Origin of the sequence: Shewanella sp. HN-41 (assembly GCF_000217915.1) — a bacterium.
In the GTDB taxonomy this organism is placed as follows: domain Bacteria; phylum Pseudomonadota; class Gammaproteobacteria; order Enterobacterales; family Shewanellaceae; genus Shewanella.
On record NZ_AFOZ01000025.1, the window covers coordinates 106,068 to 120,640 of the forward strand.

The 14,573-nt window shown below is 45.2% G+C and carries 12 protein-coding genes and 1 pseudogene; 9 read left to right on the plus strand and 4 right to left on the minus strand.

Annotation, left to right across the window (positions count from 1 at the left end):
- The first annotated feature begins 106 nt into the window (after positions 1–106).
- Positions 107–2,278 (plus strand): polyphosphate kinase 1, encoded by a 2,172-nt coding sequence (ppk1, locus tag SOHN41_RS10205; RefSeq protein ID WP_007648501.1) that lies wholly within the window; start codon positions 107–109, stop codon positions 2,276–2,278.
- 45 nt (positions 2,279–2,323) lie between these two features.
- A pseudogene (gene ppx / locus SOHN41_RS10210) lies at positions 2,324–3,890 on the plus strand (exopolyphosphatase).
- Between the two features lie 14 nt (positions 3,891–3,904).
- Here ppx and SOHN41_RS10215 read toward each other — a convergent pair.
- Positions 3,905–4,774 (minus strand): ion transporter, encoded by an 870-nt coding sequence (locus tag SOHN41_RS10215; RefSeq protein WP_037458750.1) that lies wholly within the window; start codon positions 4,772–4,774, stop codon positions 3,905–3,907.
- A 166-nt stretch (positions 4,775–4,940) separates the two neighbouring features.
- On the opposite strand from SOHN41_RS10215, the gene SOHN41_RS10220 reads away from it, so the two are divergent.
- The 5 genes from SOHN41_RS10220 to SOHN41_RS10240 all read left to right on the plus strand — a co-directional run bounded on the left by SOHN41_RS10220 (position 4,941) and on the right by SOHN41_RS10240 (position 8,475).
- Positions 4,941–5,456, plus strand: a complete 516-nt coding sequence (locus SOHN41_RS10220; RefSeq protein ID WP_007648513.1) for a L,D-transpeptidase family protein — start codon at positions 4,941–4,943, stop codon at positions 5,454–5,456.
- An 84-nt stretch (positions 5,457–5,540) separates the two neighbouring features.
- A complete protein-coding gene (locus SOHN41_RS10225) occupies positions 5,541–6,173 on the plus strand; it encodes a VOC family protein (protein ID WP_007648515.1) in 633 nt (210 codons plus the stop codon).
- A 62-nt stretch (positions 6,174–6,235) separates the two neighbouring features.
- Positions 6,236–6,496, plus strand: a complete 261-nt coding sequence (locus SOHN41_RS10230) for a DUF5062 family protein (RefSeq protein ID WP_007648517.1) — start codon at positions 6,236–6,238, stop codon at positions 6,494–6,496.
- A gap of 323 nt (positions 6,497–6,819) precedes the next feature.
- Positions 6,820–7,911 (plus strand): PD-(D/E)XK nuclease family protein, encoded by a 1,092-nt coding sequence (locus SOHN41_RS10235; protein WP_007648519.1) that lies wholly within the window; start codon positions 6,820–6,822, stop codon positions 7,909–7,911.
- A 201-nt stretch (positions 7,912–8,112) separates the two neighbouring features.
- A complete protein-coding gene (locus tag SOHN41_RS10240) occupies positions 8,113–8,475 on the plus strand; it encodes a hypothetical protein (RefSeq protein ID WP_007648521.1) in 363 nt (120 codons plus the stop codon).
- Between the two features lie 543 nt (positions 8,476–9,018).
- On the opposite strand, the gene SOHN41_RS10250 is transcribed toward SOHN41_RS10240, so the two are convergent.
- The 3 genes from SOHN41_RS10250 to yejK all read right to left on the minus strand — a co-directional run bounded on the left by SOHN41_RS10250 (position 9,019) and on the right by yejK (position 12,257).
- Positions 9,019–9,840 carry a M23 family metallopeptidase gene (locus SOHN41_RS10250; protein ID WP_086017349.1) on the minus strand — a complete coding sequence of 274 codons (822 nt, stop codon included), beginning with the start codon at positions 9,838–9,840 and terminating at the stop codon, positions 9,019–9,021.
- A 180-nt stretch (positions 9,841–10,020) separates the two neighbouring features.
- Positions 10,021–10,902, minus strand: coding sequence for a 6-carboxytetrahydropterin synthase (locus SOHN41_RS10255; RefSeq protein ID WP_007648525.1), 882 nt, complete (start codon positions 10,900–10,902; stop codon positions 10,021–10,023).
- Positions 10,903–11,228: 326 nt separating this feature from the next.
- The gene (gene yejK / locus SOHN41_RS10260; RefSeq protein ID WP_007648528.1) at positions 11,229–12,257 is read right to left on the minus strand and encodes a nucleoid-associated protein YejK; all 1,029 of its coding nucleotides are present in this window, start codon (positions 12,255–12,257) and stop codon (positions 11,229–11,231) included.
- Between the two features lie 77 nt (positions 12,258–12,334).
- On the opposite strand from yejK, the gene SOHN41_RS10265 reads away from it, so the two are divergent.
- Both SOHN41_RS10265 and SOHN41_RS10270 read left to right on the plus strand, forming a co-directional pair.
- The gene (locus SOHN41_RS10265) at positions 12,335–12,553 is read left to right on the plus strand and encodes a YejL family protein (protein ID WP_007648530.1); all 219 of its coding nucleotides are present in this window, start codon (positions 12,335–12,337) and stop codon (positions 12,551–12,553) included.
- Between the two features lie 65 nt (positions 12,554–12,618).
- The gene (locus SOHN41_RS10270) at positions 12,619–14,406 is read left to right on the plus strand and encodes a DUF3413 domain-containing protein (protein ID WP_007648532.1); all 1,788 of its coding nucleotides are present in this window, start codon (positions 12,619–12,621) and stop codon (positions 14,404–14,406) included.
- Positions 14,407–14,573: the final 167 nt, after the last annotated feature.

Genomic DNA, 14,573 nt, shown 5'->3' on the forward strand with positions numbered 1-14,573 from the left:
TTTATCATTTAAATTCCTTCACTTGTCGGCAGTAAATCTGATTGCACAACGGTGGATGAATGCTATTGTATATTGCGCCATGACGCTTGCTTAAAGGAGCTGTGCAGTGTCCCCGAATACCGATAAACTTTCGATCGATAAAGAACTTTCTTGGTTGTCATTTAATGAGCGGGTGTTGCAAGAGGCCTGTGATCCCAATGTCCCCTTAGTCGAGCGGGTACGTTTCCTTGGCATTTTCTCCAACAACATGGATGAGTTTTTCCGCGTACGGGTGGCGGCCGTCAGACGCTCGATTTTACTGTCCTCACTGCAGGAAGGACGGAGCAATAGCCGCCATCTTATGGCCAAAATCCAATCTAAAGTGATGGCCCTGCAGGAGCGTTTCGATAACATTTATACGGATCTGATGCGTGAACTGGTTCGCCGTAATATTTTATTAATCAACGAGAAACAATTAAGCGAGTTCCACAGTAATTGGCTTAAAAAGCACTTTAGGGATCATTTTAAGCGCCATATCGCCCCACTTATCGTCAATAATAACAGCGATCTTGTTAAGCATATTAACGACGATGCCACCTATTTATGTGTTTGCCTATACACTAAAGCGCGCCGCCAGTATGCCCTAGTCGAAGTCCCCACGAAAAATGTGCCCCGCTTTATCGAGTTGCCCGCTGAAAAAAGTAAAGCCAAAAAACACCTGATTTTGTTGGATAATATTATTCGTCATTGTGTTAATGAGCTCTTTGGCCCCTTTTTTGAGTACGACGCCATTGAGGTTTACTCGATGAAACTCACCCGTGATGCCGACTTCGACATCACAGACGAGTTAGAACAAACCCAGCTCGAAAAAATGACCAAAGGGTTAAAAAAACGCCTCACCGCCGAACCCGTGCGTTTAGTTTATGACAAAGAAATGCCTGAACACATGCTAGTGATGCTTAAAGAGAATTTGAATATCAGCTCCACCGAATGTTTAATTCCTGGGGGTCGCTATCACAGCTTTAAGGACTTTATCGATTTTCCGAATCCGAGCCGCGATTATCTCGAGAATGAAAAGCTCCCCGCACTCAATAGCGCCGGTTTTGGCCGCTGTGCCAACAGTTTTGACGCGATCAAGATGGGCGATATTATGCTCAATTATCCGTACCATAAATTCTCACATTTCACCGAAATGGTTCGCCAAGCGGCCTATGATCCTGCGGTGCGTTTTATCCGGATTAATTTATACCGTGTGGCTAAAAAATCCCATGTTATGCAATCGCTTATCGATGCAGTGAAGAACGGCAAACAAGTGACCGCAGTCATTGAGCTGCGGGCCAGATTCGATGAGCAATCCAATATCGAGTGGACACGTATCTTAGCCGAGGCTGGTGTGAAGGTTCACCATGGGATCACTAGCCTTAAAGTGCACTCTAAACTATGCCTAATTGGTCGTGAAGAACAAGGCGAGATGAAGCTATACTGCCATGTGGGTTCGGGCAACTTTAACGAAGGAACTGCGCGGGTCTACACCGATTTGTCACTGTTCACGGCGAATCAAGAAATCGCGCGCGAAGTTGAACAAGTATTTGACTTAATCGAACATCCTTATCGCCGTGACAACTTCCAGCACCTGATAGTCTCCCCCTACGATGCTAGGCAAAAGCTAGCCCATTTGATCGATCAGGAAATTGTCAATGCTAAGAGTCATATCAAAGCGGCTATTACCCTGAAACTCAATAACTTACTCGATGATTCTTTAGTTCAGAAACTCTACGAAGCCTCAGCCGCTGGGGTCAAAATCAAGTTACTTATTCGCGGAATGTGTTCACTTATCCCCCAAATTCCAGGGATCAGTGACAATATCGAAGTCTACAGTATTGTCGATAGGTTCCTTGAACATTCCCGCGTTATGTTGTTCCATGCGGGTGGGGAAAATAAGCTCTTTATTTGCTCAGCCGACTGGATGAGCCGCAATATTGATAATCGTGTTGAAGTCAGTACGCCTATCTATGATCTCAACCTAAAACAGATGATAATGGACATTTTATCTTTACAATTCAATGACAATACTAAGGCTCGCATCATCAATAAGGAGCAGAGTAACCCCTATAGAAACCGGGGAAACAAGCGAAAAGTGCGTTCTCAAATTGCCATTTATCAATATCTGATTAATTATGAGAAGCGCCAACAGCAAGAATTTAATGCCTTACTTGAAGCCGCAAAGGTTGAGGCAGAGCAAACCTCAGGCACACTGGCCGCAAGGTTTACGCCCGAGTTACAGGCCAAAGCCAGTTGATCGCGCTGGCTTTATTATCGTCTTGATTGCCTAAGGATAATCCGATTGGTTGCCACACATTCACAGCCGCGACACTTTGTCGCCATCGACATGGGCTCGAACAGTTTTCACCTCGTCATTGCCCGTGAACAAGACGGTAGTTTGCAGATATTACACAAGGAAAAACAACAGGTTCAACTCGCTATAGGGCTAAATGCCCAGAATATGTTAAGCCAAGAAGCGATGGAGCGTGGCCTCAACTGTCTGCGAGATTTTAACCAGCGATTCTCAAATCTAGATCAAGCCCAAGTCCGGCTAGTTGCCACCCATACCCTCAGAGTGGCCAAGAATCGTGAGCAGTTTATCGAGGCGGCCTTAAACATTATGCCCTATCCCGTCGAGGTCATCTCTGGCCACGAAGAAGCCCGTCTTATCTACAATGGTATCGCCCAGAGCCAAGTGCTAGGTAAACGAAATATTGTTATTGATATTGGTGGCGGTTCAACCGAGGTCGTTCTCGGGCAGAAAAATACCCCAACCCATTTATCTAGCCTGCGTTGTGGTTGCGTCAGTTTTAACGAGCGCTTCTTTATCGATGGGCAAATCACCCCCGCCTCCTTCCGCGCCGCCCAAAGCGCCGCCGATAAGCAATTTGCTTCATTATCAAAAGAATACTTTAGTGGGGATTGGGACTTAGTCCTAGGTAGCTCTGGCACAGTCAAAGCCATTTGCGAGGCGATTCAAGAACAACACGGCGATGAAACCATCACCTTGCCACGGCTAAAGCAACTCAAGCTAACACTCATTCGATACGGCCATATCAACCAGATCCAGTTTGCGAATGTGGATGATAAACGCATCCCTCTTGTCCCTGCCGGGCTTGCCATTTTAATCAGTTTTTTTTAGACGCTTACCTATTCAGCAGTTAGAGTTTAGCCCTGGCGCACTGCGTGAGGGTGTGCTCTATGAACTTGCAAAAATCGGGCAATATCAAGATATCCGTCATCGTACCGTCGATAGTATTGCCCAGCTTTACCACGTCGATATACCCCATGCCACGAAAGTACGAGATACCGCCATGGCATTGTTTGAACAAGTCGCCGATGAGTGGGCATTAAGACCCCATGCCCGTCTGCTCGCCTACGCGGCCACCCTGCACGAAATAGGGCTACACATCAATTCAAAGGCATTGCATAAACATGGCGCTTATATCATTAGTAACAGCGACATGCCTGGATTTAGTGAGGCGCTACAACAGGATTTAGCTAGGCTTATCGCCAACCATAGAAAGAAGCCCACCGAGTTGCTGCAGACCGAAGTAGAACCTCATCATAAACTGGCGCTGATCCGCTTACTTTGCCTATTGCGTCTCGCTGTACTGCTTAATCTTGGCCGCATTGCCAAAACACTGACCTTGGACAAGATCCAAGTGGTCGAAGGCGGGTTGATATTGTTTATCCCCAGCCATAAACGAAAAATCAGCCTATTTATGAAAGATTTACAGCGAGAACAAAAACAAATGTCTAGCTTAGGGATGACGCTACAACTCGTGTCTAACCTAGGGACAAACGGTGACAAGGGCGTGGATGCAAAGCAAGACACCCCAGAGCCTGTCCAAGCGGTTGCAAGCTAACTATCTGTTTTTAACTATTTATCTCCCTTTGATCTGGGATGCTCAATCCTGTCGAGTTCACAGCCACAGCGACTGCAGTACATGGCATCCAGATCATGGCCTAATTTATGGCATTGATTACATGAGCGTAAATCCCGGTGGCGCCCCACTTCTTGGGATATTTCCGCCGTCAAGATCCCGGTTGGTATCGCAATGATGGAGTAACCCAACAACATGGTAAAAGCCGCAATTGCTTGGCCTAATCCGGTTTTAGGCGTGATATCACCATACCCAACCGTGGTGATGGTGACGATTGTCCAATAGACCGACTTTGGAATAGAGCTAAAACCATTTTCGGGTCCTTCGACAACATACATCACAGCACTGAGCACCATAATGATCAGACTGACCGAGAAAAAGAATAAAAAGACCTTACGGCTAGACTGCATCATGGCCCTGAGCAGCAAATTGCCTTCACTTAAGTAGCGCAGTAATTTCAGCACGCGAAAGATTCTAAAGAGCCGCAGTATCCGGATCACTAACGTAAAATTCGCCCCTGGAATAAATAAAGCTAAATAAGTCGGTAGCACAGAGAGGAGATCCACCAGACCATAGAAGCTACGGGCATAGAGCACTGGATGGGTTGCACAATAGAGTCGCAGGCCATACTCGAGGGTGAAAATTAGGGTGAAGACCCATTCAAGCACACGGATCACCTCACCATAGTCGTGGTGGAACGACTCCACAGTATCGAGAAACACCAGCGCCACACTGAGGACAATACAAATCATCAAACCGATATCGAAGTAACGACCCGCTGGGGTATCTGTACCAAAAATAATGATACGTAGTTGGCGCTTTAATGGAGTTTCTAAGTCAACTTTCTCGGGGATTTTTTCAGACATAGGGCTTAAAACATCCTCACTAGATGGGTTAATATTCGCAATCATCGAATTTCAACAAGTCTGACACGCAATTGCAACTAGCTCAAAATTATCTAGTCACAGAGAGTGAAATTTGCGGTATGATGCGCGAAAAAGATAATCATCTGTTAATTTTTTAGAGGACGACATGCGCGTTACCTTACTCTCCACACTGACATCACTCGCAGTGACCCTCGCGGTATTCGCTTCACCCCAAGTGTTTGCGTCATCGAGTATGGGCAAAGTCGACTTAGTAGTGATTACTAAATCAGAATCTAATATGGCATTGCTGCGCGATGGCAAAATTCTCAAACAATACCGGATTGCCATGGGCGACTTACCCGCAGGGCATAAACTCAAAGAAGGTGATCAGCGCACGCCCCAGGGCCGCTATATTCTCGATTATAAAAAATCCGATAGCGCCTATTACAAATCGATTCATATATCCTATCCAAATGAAGAGGATAAGCTTAGGGCAAAGGCCCTTGGCATTAAACCCGGCGGGATGATCATGATCCATGGCCAAAATCCTAGATCCCCCCTGCCACCCGAGCAGGCTCAGCAATACAATTGGACCGATGGCTGCATCGCCATTACTAATGCTGAAATGGACGAAGTGTGGAAAGCCGTTGATGAAGGCACCCCGATTGAAATCTGGCCCTAAGTGATACCTAGCTTAAGCCCTCACGCCCAGTTAAATGGGCGTTTTTATTTCTCCGTCTAAGTTTACTATTCCAAAGGAGTCCCTATGCCATCATCAAAGATGCTAGGCACAAGCCCAACTCAACCCAACCTAAGTTATATGGATTTACTGCACTCTTGGCCCCAATTTGAAGCTAAGATCTTAAGCTTACTGGCAAAGTTAGATCTCGCGGACAAGAAACTCGAGTGCGATCATGTTGCCCTAAGGGTGAATTCCGTTGCCAGTGCCGATGCTCTGCGCCAAGCGTTTTGTCAGCTTGGCCACATCATCTCCGATAACCAAATCAATGGTCGCTGTATTCTTATCATCGAATTGAACACCCCTTTGACCTTAGGTGAGTTTTCCATCCCCTGTGTTGAATTACCCTATCCAAGCGATAAACTTTATCCTCAAGAAGGCTGGGAGCATATTGAGCTGGTTATCCCATCGCAGGCACAGGACTGCGAGATCCTAAGCCAAGATCTTAGGCTTTTGTGTCCAAGGCTCACGCCACTGTTATCTGGCGAGCCATTATCAGATCCGAGCGAGCCGGTTCACATCAAGATGAGTTCGCCCAAGGGAGAGAAAGAGCGTTTAGCTAATCCTACGATTGCCTTTAAATACCAAGATGTCTGTATCAAGGTTCATCCCCATGGCATTAAGGCAGTGATCGCCAGTGAACAAGTTGATACCATATAGCGAGTTGGGTTTTATTGCACAGCACAGCATCAAAGATGCCCATGCAAAAAAGGAAGCTGAATATGAAGCCACATAAAAATGAAGCGCAATTGTTAAAATTTGCCCTCGAAATCGGTGTAGGTTATGCCAAAAAACGCGGATTTGATGAGTTTGATCGCGGTGTCTCACCCAAAGATAAAGTGGAGTGCATTTATCGTCTTCTAGTGACGGATAACCTCATCCAGCCCTTAGCCAAGGACAAAGAAGATGGCCCCAATATGAAGCACAAGTTGATCCTGTGGATCAGCCGTCAACTGCCCGCCGATCACCCTTTACTCAAATAGCCATGTAAGCCCAGTTAACGCCACCTCATCAACAATAATGGCACCTTAGGTGCCATTATCTATCTGCTTATGTGGGAGAGTAATAAAGTCTCATACTAAGTATTAAAGTTTCATACTGAAATGGCAGCGATCACATAGGTACGCTGCCATTTCTAAAAGGTTTATGCCCCTTTCCTTGTTACTCACCACTGAACAAACTCAGTGTGGCAGTAATAAGTTGACCAAATTTTAGTAATGATACAAAGTTTTTAGGGAACTAGGGGCTTACCGATTGCTGATTAGAGCAATAGCGGTTTCAACATATAAAAATATGCAAGGTTGGTATGGATACACAACTAACAAGGTTTGAACAACTGCTGGCTGAGTTCAATCAACTTGAGCCTGTAGTGGTGGCAGAACCATCCATTTTTAGCATTGGTAGTAAAGGCTATTATGAAAACCCTACCACAGACATATTGGCATTCTTTTGCGATTGCAATGGGCGACATCAACTTGGCGATACAGCACTAAAGGCGTTACTTCATTGCCTTCCCGAGGAATATCACTCATTGGATAACTCACTAATTGAAACGCCAGAACGTGAAGTAAAAACTGAAGCAGGAAAGCGGATCGATTTGCTGTTGGAGAGTAATGATTGGGTAATGGTGTTAGAAAATAAAATCTACCATCAGCAAAATAATCCGTTTGATGACTACGAGTGTTTTATCCAAGAAGAGCGAAATCAAGCTCGGTTTGATGGCAAACAGATTATTTTTGTTGTGCTTTCCCCCTCTGGAGACGTTTTACCACCTAGATGGCACGGTATCAGTTACCCCGACCTCATTACGGCTTTAAAATATGAGCTAACAGAGCAATTCCTTTCCCAACCTATCAATAAATGGACTTTACTTTTGCGTGAGTTCATCTTGCATTTGGAGAGTCTTATGTCTCAACCTTCCGTTAATCAGAATACCATCGACTTTATCTTAAATAATCTTTCTACAATCAATGATATTCAGGAGACCAAAAAGCAAGTGGTTGACGAATACCATCAACGTTTACAATCCGCCATCCAAAAAGAGTTAGGTAAAGATGTTGTGATCCGTCTGCACCATTGGAAAGGATATCCAGCACTGCGATTTGCTTTATCCAGTTGGAAAGATACCGAGTCTGATGTAGTGCTGTTTCTATCTGGTGACAAGGGCGAATCATCGATTAATGTTTATGCTCACTTAGAAGGTGATTTTGGGGAACATAGAGCCGATTCGATTATCCTCACCGATTGTAAGGTGGAGCGTTGGGTTGAAGGAAAAGGTTGTTATCGTGGTTATCGAACTAAAGTTGGAGCAATGACTGAAGATGAAATCATGCAATTTATCACTGAACGCCTCAACGAGTTGGATAAATTTGAACGCGAGTTTTGGGTGGAAAATTAATGTAGTGGTAAGCATCTCTTTGACGCCTAATGGCTAAAAGGCTGAAGCCATTCATATAGAACTACCTTCGTGAGAGCGCACATGCCCCAAAATGATTTTTGTGCCACATCAGCACTTTGCAAGTAATCCGCAAGTTAAACAAATTTTAGTAATACTTCAAAGTGACTAAAGTAACAGTGGCAATTCAATTTTGGATAAATTATGACTCGTAGATACCTCACCATTGAAGAAGCGAATTCCGCATTGCATCGCGGAAAGTTAGTTGAGATATTCATCGGAGGGTTCACTCTCAATGATGAAAGGTGCATTCGTTGGGCTTCGTTTGCAAAGACGGAGAAAGGTATTAGCGGTAGTCTTTGGGAAGTTTATGACCAAGGTTCAGAAGATTACCTAGATATCTATACCTTTGACTCTCCAACAGGTGAGTACTATGAGCCGGTCAAAGTGGTACATTCTGAAAATATCGAGAATGCGACTAAAGAGTTGGGTATAAGTTCGCTCAATTTTGTAAACCAAGGCGTTGTTCAAGATGAATATGGTTCTTACCTTCTATCACACATATAACAAAGCCAAGCATCTTTGCGCGCTTGACCTCGCTGCGCTAGGCGGCTATAGGCGGCATTAATCCATAGAAATTTTAATCCGAACTCCACGGATTAGAATAGAAAACCTAGCTCGCTTTTGTCCCAAAGCGTGCTGAGTAAGATTATTAAGCCAACAGGCTACGACAATGCTAAACAGGTGAGCCATGGTGATTAGCGAGACGACCGTCCGCCCCATGGACGGGGCGGTCGAGCATCCAAGGAGGACTTGCTGCGTGTCGTTGAGCAAATGCCATGGCTCGCCCTTAAATATGGTCTGCATTCAATAACCAAGCAATGATATTTGTCTTTCAATATTTAACGCTCTTTTGTTCCCAAATGAGATACAACCAGTATGATACTTTAATGCTAAGTTATAGCTCTATGTAGACTTGCTTGTAGCAATCAGTATGAATCTATATTTCTGGTCACGTCTAATCTAAAACGGTACGAACAGGGTTACTTGACTGTTTAGTATGAAACTTTATTCCTCTCCTACAGCTTAGGTTACTCAATTTGTATCCCATTACTTTGGGCTGACGGCTGCTTTAGCGGCTTTTTCTTTAGCGAGCACAGTCGCCATGGGTGGTACTAGGGTCGTTGGGTCGAGGCGCATTTGATACCAGTTTACCCGCCAATCTAAATGTGGCCCATTGGCGCGTCCCGTCGCCCCCACTTCAGCAAGGGCTTGACCTTGTTTTACGGTGTCACCCGCTTGGACATAGAGCTTACTCAAATGCAAAAAACTCGAGCTCACACCATAGCCATGGTCGATGATCATAGTGCCACCCGAATAAAACATGTCTGGTACCGAAAGACTGATCACCCCATCTGCGGGAGCGACCACCACAGTGCCCGTTTTTGCCGCGACATCGACACCAAAATGAGGATTGCCGGGTACATCGTTATAAATACGCTGACTGCCGTATACCCCAGAAATACGCCCAGTGAGTGGCCAAATAAAGTCTTGTAAAAAGGCGGTTTGCTCGCTAAAAGTGCCCCTCGCCGCTTTGACCTGCGCGGTATCCCTTGCCGCTCTTTCCTGTGCGATGGGATCGGGCTTCATGATCTTGTTGCTAATGCCTTTTACGCTTTGAATATCATATTGCCGCTTAGCCACAGTCAACGGCTTAACTTCAGTCAGTCCGCTAGGATAAACTAAGGCCAATTGCTGGCTCAGCTCACCATCACGGTCAAAACCAAAGGCAAAGTGACCGTCAGGAGTCACTCTTAACACTTCGCCATTTAAACTGACTTGAGTGCCTGCGGGCGCTTGTCCTCGAATAAGCGCTCCCTGTTCGAATTTGCCCTCAAAACTCACCTGAGCATTGGCATTTGTCATCATCATGAGTAAACTAAATGTTAAAAAAGCAATGTTATTCAATATTTTGAATATTTTTTGACGACAAATAAAGCGCAGAAAATCAGCACAAGACTGGCTCAGACTGAGTGGTTTAGGATAATCAAACATCTTTACAACAATCCTCATTAGACTGATTAAATACGGCAGCAATCTCTGGTGTTTAAACTAAACCGATACACCTTTAGTCACTATGGCCCCCTTACCTACGCCCTCATAGGCCACGACAGTAAATTGGCTAGTGGGCACCTTAGCCGCCAATGTGGTTGCCATATAATCGGCTAGCAATTCCACCGTAGTGTCATGGGGAATAAGGTCACAGCACTCCTTAGGCATAGCTAATTGGAAATCCCCTTGGGGGGCTTGGTAGTGAAATCCATAGTGACTAGTATCTGTGATCCGTGTTTGTGGCGATAAATTTAAGGTTCTTACCGAGACTAAATCCTCTTCACTGCCTAGATAAATATCGTGCCAACGTTTAGCCCAATATTCATCCCACTTAGGCGCAGGTATGCCATTCTCAAATACATTCACCGGACTACGGTGGCCATGGGCGATACGCTGGCAATTACCATCATGTTTACGCAGACCATGACTGTAATGGTAATAGGGGGAACTGAGCATTTCATGCCTGAGGGTCAAAGTGATCCCCTTGACATTTGCCGGTAGGGTTTCCCGCAGCGCTTTTTGCAAAAAGGCATTCACGCTGGGAATATCAATTTCTTCGGTCGGCACTAAGGCGAATGCTTGGGAAGGACAGGCGAGATGGATTTCACCGAGCAAACTATCAAAATCCATCCACACACGATCTCCCTGTTGCTGCCAGCGCACACCACTGCAGGCCGTAGGAACTAATAAACGATGATCGGCCACCGCATCTATGGTCTGCTTGATCGTGCGTTTCACTTTAGCGAAATCGAGCACCATATTTTGCTCGTCCAAACCGCCCTCTAACAGCACATCGACAATCCAACTTTCCCCGACCATGCCACGTTTAGGGCAAAGATAGGAAAAATCGATCACGGTTAAATCTTTAACAAACAATTGCATTAACGCTCCTCGGCGGAAAGACAGTCCACCTATGTAATTTGATAGCACCACTTAGCAATGGCCGAGCGTGCTAACTTGAGCAATGAAAGTGTTGCCCAAATATTGAATAAGGATTCTAATCAATTCCGTCGCTGGCTGCGACAAATGAATCTATTCAGCCGAATATTTTATATCTGTTTTTTATCAAGTGTTCGAAAATCTGGCAATATGACTCATACCCAATAGTTGGGGTAAATCTGAGTGAGCCAATTTAGTGCGACAACAAAAAGGCCGAACGTGGTTACGCTCGGCCTTTTTAGTAAAAAACACAATCAGTTAATCTAAGCTTATTCGCCTTTAAGACGACGATCGAGCTGATCTTTTAAATTTGCCGGTACGCCTTTAATTAAAATGGTGTCCGAGATGGGATCGTAAATCACCCTTTGGCCTAGGTGGCCGCCATCGAAACTTAAGGTGACGCCGCCCCCTGTCCCCGAAAACTTCTTCAGTTGACGCAGAGTCGATTTATCCGCGGGAAATTCTTCATCGAGTTCATAACTGCCACCCCGGGCAAAATCGTAGAAGGAGTCCATACCTTGATCCGCTAACTCATCGGCTAAGTCTTTGATCTCGATGTCTGCGCCTTCGTCAAAGCGTTCACTGCAGTATTCAAACACTTTATTGCGGCATTGCTGACGCTCGTCTTTAGTCAGTTCACTGCTGGCAACAAAATCCTCAACGGCATTCATCAGGGTCTTGTTTTGTGCCTTAGTATTCACCCCTTCGACACACCCCATAAAATCGAGGAAAAAGTCGGCGACTTTACGTCCCGCACGGCCACGGATAAAAGAAATGTACTTGCGAGAATCCTTATCGGCCTGCCACTCAGTTAAGTCGATACGGGCCGCCAATTGAATATTGTTTAAATCCAAGTGGTTATTTTGTGACAGTTCCATATCGTCTAACACTGTCATCGAGGACTTAGCACTTAATAAGGCAACAAAAAGGTAATCGCTGGTGATGCTGGTATAGCAGGACATCAGTAGGAATCCGCCTTGGCTAAAATCATATTTTGCCAATTCCTCCTGCAGCAACTTACTGGCTTGCCCCGAAAACTCCACAAAACCTAGCTCGCCGCTACGGTACTGAGTTAAGGCCGTAGCAAAGGCAGGATTGGCCTCACCGTCGTCACCGTGAATGCCGAAATAGCCGAATCCCTTACCCGCTTTACTGGTATAAGTCTGATGCAATTCGTCCAGCATCATCTCGACAGCCTGACCGTTCAGCAGAGGTTGAGGACGTAAACGGCAACGCAATTGCCCCTGACTGTCCTGGGAAATCTCGTGAATAATTGCTTGTTCGATGTTAATACTCATAAGCCCTGATAGTGATGCTGGAATAAATCCGCTATTATATGCCGCTAATCCATTCCAAAGTGAAACATTTTTTGATTATGGCAATCCAATCGAAATACTCAAACGCACAAGTTGAATCATTAATCGCCGAAGTACTGGCCGTGTTAGAAAAGCATAAAGCCCCGACGGATTTAAGCCTGATGGCGCTCGGCAATTGCGTCACCTATTTGTTAGAGCGTAAAGTCCCTAACGAATCACGCCAAGCCGTGGCAGAACAATTTGCGAAAGCACTCGCACAATCGGTCAAATCCCATTAAGTTAGTTGGGTATAAACGTTAAAAAAACATAAGATACAACGTCTTTTAGGAATAAGCGGATCACTATGGTCGAGCGAAAAAAGCAAATGAGCCGCGATAGGGTTTCACGGCTCATCAACTGGGGACATTGGTTCGCCTTCTTTAATGGCCTATTGGCCATGATAGTGGGTAGCCGATATCTTAGTAGTGTGGGTTATCCTGAAACTTGGTATGGCTGGATTTATCTCACGGTAAGCACCATTGGCCAATTTAGCTTTCTCGCCTTTATCGCCTATTTGATCTGCCTATTTCCGCTGACCTTAATCTTGCCCTATTCCAAGATATTGAGGGGGATAGCTGCGGTTATCGCGACTTTAAGTCTGTGTATCTTGTTGTATGACACTATTGTTTACGCCGATTACGGCATGCACTTGAGTCCCTTTGCCTTCGATTTGGCCTGGGCAGATCTCAATGCCCTGCTCCACGGCACCTCCTATATCGTCACGCCACTCGCCATTATCGCCATAGAGCTCACGGCGGCGAACTTTTTGTGGAAGCGGATAGAGAAAATCCAAAAGCTGAATTTAGGCAATAAAGTCATCACCTTAGTGGGCATCTGCTTTGTCAGCAGCCACTTGATCCACATTTGGGCCGATGCCGCCGATATGACCGAAATAACGCGATTCGATGAAGCTTATCCGCTCTCTTATCCCGCTACTGCCCGCTCCTTTATGGAAAGCCACGGTATTGATGGCTCACCTATGGGGAATAATGCAAATGATACCACTAGCGTACTCAGCTACCCATTACAGCCATTATTCTGCCAAGCGGATACCCAAACTAATGTATTGATGATCACCATAGATAGCCTACGTGCCGATATGGTCGATTCTAAAACCATGCCGTTTTTCCATCAATATATGGAAAATAACCAATCATTTACCCAGCATTACAGTGGAGGAAACCAATTTAAAACCGGGATGTTTTCTCTACTGTATGGCCTTCAAGGCAGCTATGGGGATGCGAGGATATTCAATAGTACAAGCCCAGTGCTAACCAAGAGTTTCCAACAGGCAGGTTATCAACTGGGACTCTTTATCCCCGAAACGAATCGAAAATTGGGTTCTGCCCAGGCCATGTTTAATGACTTTACGCCCATTGTTGCCAAAGAAACCAATGGCAGTGCCGATGCAGATTTACACACAGTCGCGCACTTTAAACAATGGCACAGTGTCCAAAATAAGCCTTGGTTTGCCCTGCTTAACCTAAAGGCACCGGAAAACTTCGATACGCCAGTGGGCTTCCTCGGTATCGAAACGGTTAAAGCTAATGTCAATTTACACCCTGCCCAAAAGGTATTGTTCAATCAATATCGCCAGTCATTATATTTTATCGATAACCAGTTAGAGGCGATTCTTGCCAACATTCCCCAGGATACTTTAGTTGTGATAACAGGGGTAAATGGAAAGATTTTCACCAGTAATAACGATGAGGCACTGCGCAACCTGTCACCAGAAAGTGTTAAGGTTCCCCTCGTTATCCATTGGCCCAATGCAATCGCCGCTAAGGTTAAGTATCGCACCAGTCATTACGGCATAGTGCCCACCCTAATGACCCATGTATTAGGTTGCACCAATAACACCACTGACTACAGCGCCGGTAGAAGCTTATTGCAACCGAGTAAAGAGACCTGGATTTATATCGGTGATAGCCGGATTTTTGCGATTTACCAACAGACAGAAGTCACCGTCATCGACCGCCACGGTAAATACCGGATTTACGATGCAAACTATGAACATCGTCTTGGCAAAAAAATGAGTGCTCCAGAGCTTATCCAAGTGATGCGCGAAAGCCGACGCTTGTATAACCATTAAATGGATATAGAAAAGCCCCGATCGATAGATGGGGCTTTTCTATTGAGAAAACCAGTATTCATAGATACCAATATAACTCATTCAGCTAACATTAGATTGATCCCCACACTGAATCTCAGAAAAACTTTAATCAATACGTTATAGTTATATCAATAAACAACACCGCA